Genomic DNA, 10,356 nt, shown 5'->3' on the forward strand with positions numbered 1-10,356 from the left:
AGGGTGCAGCAATTGATTGAAATATTGCGCAATCTCACAGTCTTGTACGCAGAAGACGACGACGCCATTCGCGCCAATACCACCAAAACCTTGCAAATGCTTTTTGGCAGAGTGTTGGTGGCAAAAGACGGCGTGGAAGCACTTGCGTACTATGTTGAGGAAAAAATACACATCGCTTTGCTAGATTACGTGATGCCTTGCGTGGATGGCTACGAGGTGGCGCGAGAAATTCGTGCTCACGACCACCACGTGCCCATTATTATCTGTAGTGGATACACCGACCAAGAGAAGCTTTTGGGGGCTATTCGTCTTGGTGTGATTGAGTATATCGAAAAGCCAATGGCCTATGAAGCGCTGGTTGGTGCCCTTACTGGAGCAGTTCAAAAACTACGCAACCAACAGCTCTTACATGTAAAGTTCGACAGCCATTTGGCGTATGATGTTGCTAACCAGTGCGTATTAGAAGGAGCCAATAAGATTGACCTAACATGTCAAGAGGCACAGGTGCTTGGAGTTTTGGTGCGCCATCAAAACCATCTAATCACCAAAGAACAGCTTCAAGAGGCACTGCATGATAGCAATCTTAGCGACAATGCGTTGCGCAACATTGTTTACCGTTTGCGTAAAAAACTCAAAACGGAGTGCATTGTTACGGTGAAAGACATGGGGTATTTTATGGCTTCTAAAAGGGAGCGTCATGGATATTGACCATACGTTGTTTGAGGGTGTGCGTATTTTATACGCAGAAGATGACCCCGTGACCCGCGAAAACATCACCAAAACCTTAAGGCTGTTTTGTTCCCATGTCTTTAGTGTGGAAGATGGTCAAGCGGCGGTGGAAGTTTTTGAGAAAGAGGAGCCTCATATTGTTATCTTGGATTATGTAATGCCTCGCATGAATGGATTAAATGCGGCCAAGGCCATTCGTGCTTTAGCACCCGAGATACCCATTTTTATGACCAGCAGTTACACAGACAAGGAAAAACTCATTGGGGTGATGCACCTTGGGTTGGTTGATTATTTGGAAAAACCTTTGGAACTTTTTTCGTTAGTGAAAACATTGGCCAAATGTTTGGAGCGCCTTCACGAGGGGTTGCGTTTACGCGTTATTTTTCCTAGTGGCGTGGTGTATGATGGCTTGCGCAAGGAGATTGGCATCAAGGGTGTGTATGCGACTTTGACAAAAAAAGAAACCCAGCTTTTGGATTTTTTGCTTGCCAACCACCAACGTGTGGTAACCCAAGGGGAGATTGAGCAAAAACTCTATGAGGGCAATGTGGAGGCCAATACTGTGCGTAACTTGGTCTACCGTTTGCGCCAAAAATGCGGACAAGAGGCCATTGAGACTGCCAAGGGAAGGGGATACAGCATTTGCGCCATGCCTTGCTAGTGTTGGCGCTGTATTGTCAGCTTTTTGGCGTGTTACATGTAAGCCGTGACACCACTCCTTTTTCGACCCACCCTTACCAGATAACCCTCGAAGACGCAGCGCGTATCTTTAATGTAGAAGAGGTGCTGGCTTTTGAGGGCTCCTCAACTTACCTCAAGGCAGACGTAAGTTACACCCAAAATGTTTTTTGGACAAAAGTAGAGTTCAAAAACACAGACACTACCCCTCTTCCTCTCATGCTCCAAAACCTCCGTGCACCTGTGGGCATGATTGATGTGTGGGTATTTAAAGATGGAAATGAGGTTGCAAGCCACAAGCTTGGCATGTTTCGTGATTCTAGTGCGCGTGCTGTGCGTTCCACTAAAAGTGTTTTTTACCTTAGTCTTCAACCTGGCGAAGAGGCTACAGTTGTTACGCGCCTAGAGAGCCTTGGGGCCATGAATCTTACTTGGGAGGTGCTAAGTACGGGCCAATATACCCTTAAAAATAGCCTTGAAATGGTCTTTTGGGGTTTGTTTGGCGGGGCAGTATTGGCGCTTATTATCTATAATTTAACGATGTTTATAAACCTTAAAGAGCGAACGCATCTGTTTTATGTGCTTCATGCTTCTTGTGCATGGTGGTTTGTCTATGCTATGAGTGGGATGTTGCATTTTTTGGGTGTTTTGGACGGAGACAAAATTTTTGTGAGTACGTGGTTTGTACCTTTTTTAATGCTGTTTTGGCTGTCGCTTTTTAGTATGGAGTTTTTTGATTTAAAAACAAACGATAGCCTTAGCTACCGCATATTTAGCATTACTGCGTGGGCAAGCTTTGGTATGTTTGTGGTTATGTCTTTTGGGTTGTTTACTCAGGCGCTGTTGCCATATGCCCATCATGTCGTCGCTTTTGGGTATATGCTCATTCTTTTCATGCTTGTAGCAACGGTGCGTTTGGTTTTTAAACAGTATGAGGGGGCGTGGTATTTTTTGGTAGGCGAGGGAACGTACTTGTTGGCACTAACGTTCACTATCGTTGCCATTAGTGCAAGAATAGAGCTCACCACCTCTTTGTTGTTTGTGTTGCCCCTTGGTATGCTTGTGGAGATTGTGATGTTTTCAATGGCGCTTTCTTCAAAAATTGGCCGCATGAAAGTAAAGCATCGCCACGACACGTTGTTGCTTCTTGAAGAGTCCAAATTTGCAGCAGTAGGAAAAAATATCTCAGAGGTAGTGCATCAATGGAAGGAACCCATCTCTTCCCTCGCCTCTCATGTGGTGTATTTGGAGGGGTTGTTGCGGTTTGGAAAAGAAAAAGAGATGCACAAAGGGCTTGAAGAGGGTTTGCCCAATATGAAAAAAACGCTGTTTTATCTCAAGGATTCCTTGGACGAACTGTATGGATTTTTTGCCAAGACTCCCCATCTTGAGCCTTTTTTCCCTGCTAAACAAATTGCCCTAGCCCTCCAAATCCAGCGCAGTCGGTTGTTGCTTCAAGACGTTGAGGTGGTTGTGGCGTGCTCAGAAAAGGTAAGCATCACAAACAACCAAAGCGCCCTTGCAAACGTACTTATGATTTTATTGGACAATAGCTTAGAGGCTTTTGCACACCGCCCTAATCGTAAAGGGCGAAAAATTACTATCACAACTTCGTTAAAATCAGACCACTGGCATTTGTGCTACGAAGATAACGCCGGAGGTATCGCCCTTGTGCCACCTGAGCGTATCTTTGATACGGGTGTTTCAACCAAAGAAAGCGGTATGGGATTAGGCCTTTCTTTGGCAAAAAAGCTGGTCACTGAGCGCATGAACGGTGCTTTACATGTAAAGAGTTCACGGGGCGCTACGCAATTTTACCTCTCTGTCCCTGTCTAAAACGCACGGCTTTGGTCAAGCAGCACAGGCACAAACACAAGTGAAACAACCACCGAAGCCATCGTTCCAAAAATGAGCGCTACACCAAGGCCACCAAAGATAGGGTCAAGGGCGAGCATCGCACTGGCAAGCACCACCGTGATAGCCGTGAGGAAAATGGGCTTTGCGCGTGTTGCTGCTGAATGGGCAATGGCGTTGCGTTTGGGCATGCCCGTTTCCATCATGCTTTTGGCAAAATCAATGATGAGCAAGGAATTACGCGAGTTAATCCCCATAAGGGCAATGAAGCCTATCATGGACGTGGCGGTGAGGAAAAAGGTCGTTTGGGTAAAAATATCCATCACCCAATGCCCTACAATAACCCCAATGATGGACAAAAAGCTTCCCAGTAAAATGATCCCGCTAAGCGCAAAACTTTTATAATACACCACCATGAGTAAAAAAATCACCACCAGCGCAGCAATGAATGCCCCGCCAAGATCCGCAAAAGTGTCCATGGTCACTTTCATCTCCCCGTCCCACACGAGCCTAATGGGCTCACCCGTTGCTTTATGGATGAGATGTAGGTCAAACAGTGCGCCATTGGTGATGGTGTACGAAGCGGCAAGCACCTCTTTGAGCGTATTTCTTGCTTCTAGCAAGGGATACACTTGGGAAACAAGGTCGGTTTCGGCTACGACTGTGTGCATGCGTTGAAGATTTTTAGAAAAGAGTGTTGGCTGTGAGCGCGTAGGGATGATGCGCACCAATTCACTTGCAGGTACCAACGCGCCTGTGTGCGTGTGCAAGTTTAGAGAAGAGAGGTGCGCCTCAAAAGCACCAACACTCTTTACATGTAAAGCAGGAGCATCAAGGCGCAAAAACAACGGTACTTGGGTGTGTGAATCCTCGCGGTTTTGGGCCGCCACATGAACGCCCTCGTAAGCAAGGTAGACAATGTCGTGAAGTTGCTTGATATCTACGCCTGAGCTTAGCGCGCGCGCTGCGTCTATTTCAAGAGTGAAGGTGTCGTGCACTGCTTCTTCAAGGGTATCTACATCTACAAGACCGGACGTGTTGCGTAACACGTCTTGGACTTGGGCGTTGAGTTCCCGCAAAAGTGCCTCATTTTCACCGTACAGCTCCACTACAACAGCTGCAAGTGTCGGAGGCCCCGCGGGCTCTTCGACCATCTTAATGCGTGTGCCTTCCACCAAAGGCTCACACTTGTTTTGGAGCACAGGGCGCAAGCGATGCACTAGGGCAAAACTGGCTTCTTCGCGGGAGGTTTTGTCGGTAAGGTTCACCACAATCTCCGCCACATGTTCGCCCTGTTTTAACCCAGAACCTTTGACAAGTCCCGCATAATCAAGAGGCCCACCCATGCCCGCGTACACGCTCATAGAATGCACATGGGGCTCGCCAGAGAGCAAGGAAGTGACACATTGGGTTACGTGCGTAGTTTGCACATGGGAGCTGCCTTTGGGTAAATCCACGTAGACCGAAAAGGTGTCCGCACTTTTGCCTGGAAGCATTTTGGCTTTGACGATTTGGGTAGGAAACATCCAAAGAGACCCTATAAAGGCTAGCAATGTTATACCAATAACGGCGCGTTTTTTAAAGGGTGAGGCCAAAATCCCTAAAAGCCAGCGCTCAAACTTCATGGGAATCTCCTTTGGGCGCGCGCTTGAGGATTCGGCGTGCTAGGTAGGGGGCAAAAATATAGGCAATTACCAAGGAGGCAAAGATGGTGACAGGTACATTAAGGGGAATAGGGCGCATGAATTGCCCCATCATTTGCCCCACAAAGGCCATAGGCACCATTGTGAGGATAATGGCAATGGTAGCAATGTTGGTGGGTGCGCTGATTTCATCCGTAGCTTCAAGGATGATTTCATCGGTTGAGCGGTCACTAGAGCCCTTGGTTTGCAAGTGGCGGTGAATATTTTCAATGACAATAATTGCTGCATCTACCAAAATACCAAGGCTAAGTAAAAAAGCAAACAACGTAATACGATTGATGGTTTGGTCGCCCAAGTAAGCTACAAACAAGGTTACTGCAAAGATAGCAGGCACCAAAAAAGTGACGATGAGCGATTCGCGCCATCCTAGTGTAAAGACGAGTAACAAAGAGATAATCACAATAGAAACAGCCAAATTACTCACAAGGTCATTGACTGCCTTGTCTGCACGTGTGCCGTAGTTTCGCGTTACAAGGGTGCCAATGCCCTCATTGGCAAAGACTTCCTCCCATGCTTTTAACTCCTCAAGCACTTCTTGGGCAATCACCACAGCGTTAGACCCGCGCAACTTAGAAAGGGTGAGGGTGACTTGGCGGTGCGCGTTTTCAAGGGAGTTTGGAAGGTGAACATAGGCGCGTTCAAAGGTTTGTACCGCTTCGCCTTGGGTGATGGTGGCGATGTCTTGGAGGTAAACGGGCGCTCCTTGGTGTAGGGCGACGATGAGGTGCTGGAGTTGGGTTTTGTTTTCAAGCACCCCTTGGACGCCAAAAACCACCAATTCGCCCTCTTTGGTGCGCAGTTTTGTGTTGGGATTTTTAGAAAGAAGCGCGTCAAGTTGCACGGCAACTTGCCCCAAAGAGAGTCCATAAAAGGAGAGTTTGTGCGCGTCTACGAGGATGTTGTACTGTTCTGTTGCACCGCCTTTGATTTCCATTTTGGCTAAATTTTCTACCCCGCCAAGGCCAGATCGCACCGCATCGACGCGCTGGGTGAGCCCTACGTAATCAAGAGGAGAATCAGGCTTGAGATAAAACGCAACAGAGAGAATGGGGATGTCAATGTCAATATCAAAGGGCCGCACCAAGGGCGCAAGGGCACCTTTGGGGAGTTGGTCCATGTTTTGCATGACCTTGTCGTAAAGCTTGACGTTTGAGATTTCGCGGTCTTCTCCGATGGTATACATGACGTTAAGCATGCCCATGTTTTGAGCGGCTACGCCATAGATGTGCTCGACCCCTTGAATTTCTTTGATTTTACGCTCAAGAGGTTTGATGATGACATTACGCACCTCTTCGGGCGAGGCGCCTGGAAGCATCACCATGATGGTGCCGCCACTGATGGCGATTTGCGGGTCTTCTTCGCGTGGGGTAATCACGAGGGCTAAGTAGCCCAGCAAGAGCAGCGTAATGCCCAAAAGCGGCGTGAGCGGGTTGTGTAAAAACGCCCTAGCGATGCGCCCTGCGATGGTGTGGGCTTGAAGAGGTTGGCTCATTGGTCTAGTCCGATACGCGCAAACATGCCCGGATACGCTGTGCCCTCAAAGGCGATTTTGAGTTTAAAGGTGTGGGTAGAGGCAACAGGAATGATGGCTTCGATGGTGCCTTGGGTGTGTAGCTCAAGAGCGGGAATTTCCACTGCTACTGTGCTTCCTGTGTGAACACGCGAAAGGTAACTTTGGGGGAGTTGGGCGTGAATGCGCAAACTCTCCATGTCTACAAGGCGTAGTGCAGGAACACCAGGCATGGCCATTTCCCCTTCACGGAGATGTTTTTGGGTGATGAGGCCATCACTGGGGGCTTTTATGGTGAGGTACGTGTATTGGTGCATGAGCGTTGCAAGTTGTGCCTTGGCTTGGTCAATTTGTTTGGCGGCGATGTCTACCATGGCGTGGAGATTTTGCACGGAAAGCTCCAAGTGCTCTACCTCGGCTTTGGCGACCATCTCTTTGGCAAAAAGGCGTTGGTGACGGGCAAGGTTAAGTGAAGCGTTTTGGAGTTGGTTGTGGTGCATTTGCCACGACAAGGTAGCTGCAGCAATCGCGAGCTCCATTTGGTGTTTAGATTGGTCGAGTTCATTGGCATCAATCTCATAGAGCACGTCCCCTTTGCGCACGCTTTTACCCTCTTCGACATGGATGCGCTTGACAAAGCCCGTGGCGCGACTCGTGATGGTGATTTCACGTTCGGATACGACGGTGCCAGAGAGGGAGAGGGCATCACCAAAGACGCAAGAATAAAGGAGAAAAAATAATATAAGAGGTTTCATGGTTGGACTCCGTGGGTAAGTTTTTCAAGGGAAAGCAAGGTTTCAACCCGCTTGTTTTTAGCGGCGTTGTGCTCCAAGATTTTACCTAAAAGCTCCGCATGTTTAATAAGCACGTCGCTCATGGAGGCAAGGTTTTCTTGGTAGCGTCCGAGGTGGTGCTCATAAATTTGCTTAAAAAGAGTAAGTTCGGCCTCAAGGCTTTGGAGTTGGTGGTCATGTTGGGCAAGTTGGGTGTGAAGCTTGGCAAAGGCCAAGGCGGTACCTTGTTTAGCAAGAGAGAGTTGGTGTTGGCTTTTAAGGTGGGCTAAACGGGCTTTTTCTAAAGCAATGCTGTGTCCGCCTCCTTGAAAGAGATTCCAACGAAACTCTACCCCAACCGTGTATGCATCGTTTTTGGAAGAGAGCTCAAGGGCTTCTTTTCCACTCCATGCGTACTGCCCCAAGAGCCCAACCGTGGGCATAAACGCAGCTTTATTGCGTTTGATGTCAAGATGTGCAATCTGGGCGCCAAGAGTGGCTTTTTGTACGTCCAAGGTCTTTTCTGGTGGCGTGCTAGGGGCTTGCAAGGCGGGTAACGTAGGCGCAATGGAGGCTACTTCGTGATTGAGTAAAAAAGAGAGTACATGTAACAACAATTTGCTGTTGGCTTGGGTGTCTTGGAGCATTCTTGAAACGCCCGCTAGACGCGCTTTTACCTCCAAGACATCTGTAGCGGTGGCGTAGCCTTCTTCGTGCATGGCTGTCGCGGTGCGCTCTAGGGCGCGGGTGTTTTTGAGCAACTCTTGCAAGGTACTCTCTTGGTCATAGAGCAAAGAAAGGGCATAAAAACTGCGTTTGAGTTCTTGGATTTTTTCCGCCAAAAGGCTTTGGGTGTCAAGGCGGCTTAGGGCGTGAAAGGTTTGGGCGATGTGGTGGCTAGCGGCACGTCTGCCGCCTGTGTAAAGAGGCACGCGCAGTTCAATAGTGGTGCTAAAGTGGTTGCGCGCTTTAGGACGGTTGAGGTCATCGGACTTTACATGTAAGACATTGGGATTGGTGCTATCAAAGTCTGCAAAACCAAAGTCTTGAAAGGTGGCCTCGCGGCTTTGGAGTTTAAACCCAAAAACATTGAGTGCATCGTTTGAGCGCGCGGCGGTTTGCACGAGGTCCACACTGCCCCAAGCGCTTGCTTCCACGCCAGAAGCATCAAGAGCGCGCAGTTGCGCTTCAAAGTCTGAAACAATAAGCTCAGGGTTGTGCTCTTGCAATAAAACAAGGGCATCATCCAAACGAAGATGTGTTAGGGGCGCGCTCCACACAAGCACGGGCACCCAAAGTAGGTATAAGAATCGTTTCACAGTTTGCCTCCCACACGAGACGATAATGGGGCGCATTATACCCCATTATCATTGCCTCCGCCTAAAAAGATAAACTTTGTTTATCAAGTTCAAAAATCTTTACATGTAAAGCTATTGGTGTAGGGCTCTTAAGGTTTTTTTGTCGATTTTCCCTACGCTGGTTTTGGCAATGCTTTCCAGAAAAACGATTTTAACAAGCATCCCTTCGCGGGCCATGACCCCTTTTTTGATGTACTCTTTGGTGTGGTGCATGAGCTCTTTTTCCAGTTTCTCGTTGGTTTGGGATTTGGGGACCACAAGGGCAAGGGGGCGTTCGCCCCAGCGGGCATCGTCTATGCCAATGACCGCGACTTCTTTCACTTCGGAGTGCTGCATGATGATGTCTTCAAGTTCTAAAGAACTCACCCATTCGCCCCCGATTTTGATGATGTCTTTGGAACGGTCGGTGATTTTTAAAAACCCTTCTTCGTCTTTATACGCCACGTCGCCCGTGTGCAAGTACCCTCCTGCCCACAAGGCTTCGCTGTTTTTGGTGTCTTTAAAATAGGCCTCTGTGAGCCAAGGGGCGCGCACCACCAGTTCGCCTGGGGTGTGGTTGGGTATTTCTTCCATCTGCTCATCCACGATTTTGATGTCCACAAGGCCGATGGGCCGCCCTGTTTTGGCGCGCAAAGTGGCTTGGGCGTCAAGAGGTTGGGTGAGCATCTGCGGGGTGAGTTGGGCGAGGGTAAGGATGGGGCAGGTTTCACTCATGCCATAGCCCGTAAAGATGTCGATACCTTTTTCAAGGGCGGCAAGGCACATGGCTTTAGGTAAGGTTGCGCCCCCGATGACCACTTTCCAATGGGACAAATCGGCCTCTTGGTAGGCCGTGGTTTGGGCGAGCATGTGCAAGATGGTTGGCACGCAGTGGGAGAAAGTGACTTTTTCTTTGACGAGCAATTCGACCAACGTATCAGGGACGTATTTCCCTGGGTACACTTGCTTAACGCCCATAAAAGTCGCGATGTAAGGAAAGCCCCACGCGTGGACGTGAAACATGGGCGTGATGGGCATGTAAACGTCATTTTGGTGAAAACTTTGGGCACTTGCTGAACCCATGGTCGCGGTGACGGTGAGGGTGTGAAGGACGAGTTGGCGGTGGGAAAAGTAAACCCCCTTGGGCATGCCGGTGGTGCCCGTGGTGTAAAAAGTCGTCGCACGGGTGTTTTCATCAAAACTTGGAAAAGTGTGGGTGGTGGCTTCTTGGGCGAGCAAGGCTTCGTATTCTCCTGTGATCTCCACCGAAGTGGGAGGAATTTCCCCCGTTTCACTAAGGAGAATGAAGTGTTTTGCGGTGTCGATGCGGCCACGGATTTGCTCTAAAATGGGAAGAAAATCGTGGTGGACTAAGATGACATCGTCTTCCGCGTGGTCGATGGTGTAGAGGATTTGTTCGGGGCTTAGGCGTACGTTGATGGTGTGCAACACCGCGCCAATCATCGGCACGGCAAAGTAACATTCCAAATAACGGTTAGAGTCGTAATCCATCACCGCAACCGTATCGCCGTGTTTGACGCCCATGCGTGTGAGGGTGTTGGCAAGTTGACACACACGGGCGTAAAATTGTGTGTAGGTTAAGCGCGTGGTGTGGTAGATGATTTCTTGGTCGGGGTTGTTGGCAATGGGGTGTTGCAATAATGAAGTAATGAGTAGAGGGTAGGAAAGATTCATGGTTGCTCCTGTGGGTTAATCCAACCATTCTACAAAGGTTTGGATAAAAAATCTGTAAAAGAGTGAAATATGATAAA

General features: G+C 48.8%; 8 protein-coding genes. 3 read left to right on the forward strand and 5 right to left on the reverse strand.

The window, feature by feature from the left end; translation table 11 throughout:
* Window positions 1-3 precede the first annotated feature (3 nt).
* The 3 genes from JWV37_RS02000 to JWV37_RS02010 are packed head-to-tail and all read left to right on the forward strand — an operon-like array spanning window position 4 to window position 3,243.
* Complete coding sequence (locus JWV37_RS02000; RefSeq protein WP_205457976.1) at window positions 4-708, forward strand: response regulator transcription factor; 705 nt, start codon at window positions 4-6, stop codon at window positions 706-708.
* Entirely contained in the window at window positions 698-1,390 is a 693-nt protein-coding gene (locus tag JWV37_RS02005) for a response regulator transcription factor (protein WP_205457977.1), read from the forward strand. The genes JWV37_RS02000 and JWV37_RS02005 overlap by 11 nt, the downstream gene beginning before the upstream one ends.
* Window positions 1,372-3,243 (forward strand): sensor histidine kinase, encoded by a 1,872-nt coding sequence (locus tag JWV37_RS02010; RefSeq protein ID WP_205457978.1) that lies wholly within the window; start codon window positions 1,372-1,374, stop codon window positions 3,241-3,243. The genes JWV37_RS02005 and JWV37_RS02010 overlap by 19 nt, the downstream gene beginning before the upstream one ends.
* Here the strand turns inward: JWV37_RS02010 and JWV37_RS12770 are convergent.
* From JWV37_RS12770 to JWV37_RS02035, 5 genes are all read right to left on the reverse strand, one after another.
* Complete coding sequence (locus tag JWV37_RS12770; RefSeq protein WP_205457979.1) at window positions 3,240-4,886, reverse strand: efflux RND transporter permease subunit; 1,647 nt, start codon at window positions 4,884-4,886, stop codon at window positions 3,240-3,242. The genes JWV37_RS02010 and JWV37_RS12770 overlap by 4 nt on opposite strands.
* Window positions 4,876-6,456, reverse strand: a complete 1,581-nt coding sequence (locus JWV37_RS12775; RefSeq protein ID WP_205457980.1) for an efflux RND transporter permease subunit — start codon at window positions 6,454-6,456, stop codon at window positions 4,876-4,878. Before JWV37_RS12775 ends, JWV37_RS12770 begins: the two co-directional genes overlap by 11 nt.
* The gene (locus tag JWV37_RS02025) at window positions 6,453-7,229 is read right to left on the reverse strand and encodes an efflux RND transporter periplasmic adaptor subunit (protein WP_205457981.1); all 777 of its coding nucleotides are present in this window, start codon (window positions 7,227-7,229) and stop codon (window positions 6,453-6,455) included. Before JWV37_RS02025 ends, JWV37_RS12775 begins: the two co-directional genes overlap by 4 nt.
* On the reverse strand, window positions 7,226-8,566 hold the full coding sequence (locus tag JWV37_RS02030) for a TolC family protein (protein WP_205457982.1): 1,341 nt from the start codon (window positions 8,564-8,566) through the stop codon (window positions 7,226-7,228). The genes JWV37_RS02025 and JWV37_RS02030 overlap by 4 nt, the downstream gene beginning before the upstream one ends.
* 111 nt (window positions 8,567-8,677) lie before the next feature.
* Complete coding sequence (locus tag JWV37_RS02035; RefSeq protein ID WP_205457983.1) at window positions 8,678-10,279, reverse strand: fatty acid--CoA ligase; 1,602 nt, start codon at window positions 10,277-10,279, stop codon at window positions 8,678-8,680.
* Window positions 10,280-10,356: the final 77 nt, after the last annotated feature.

Origin of the sequence: Sulfurospirillum tamanense, from assembly GCF_016937535.1 — a bacterium.
GTDB lineage: Bacteria > Campylobacterota > Campylobacteria > Campylobacterales > Campylobacteraceae > Sulfurospirillum_B > Sulfurospirillum_B tamanense.

Excerpts from the sequence above, each read along its gene's own strand:
- JWV37_RS12775 (WP_205457980.1), bottom strand. The coding sequence starts at position 6,456 with ATGAGCCAACCTCTTCAAGCCCACACCATCGCAGGGCGCATCGCTAGG.
- JWV37_RS02035 (WP_205457983.1), bottom strand. The coding sequence starts at position 10,279 with ATGAATCTTTCCTACCCTCTACTCATTACTTCATTATTGCAACACCCC.
- JWV37_RS02025 (WP_205457981.1), bottom strand. The coding sequence starts at position 7,229 with ATGAAACCTCTTATATTATTTTTTCTCCTTTATTCTTGCGTCTTTGGT.
- JWV37_RS02005 (WP_205457977.1), top strand. The coding sequence starts at position 698 with ATGGATATTGACCATACGTTGTTTGAGGGTGTGCGTATTTTATACGCA.
- JWV37_RS12770 (WP_205457979.1), bottom strand. The coding sequence starts at position 4,886 with ATGAAGTTTGAGCGCTGGCTTTTAGGGATTTTGGCCTCACCCTTTAAA.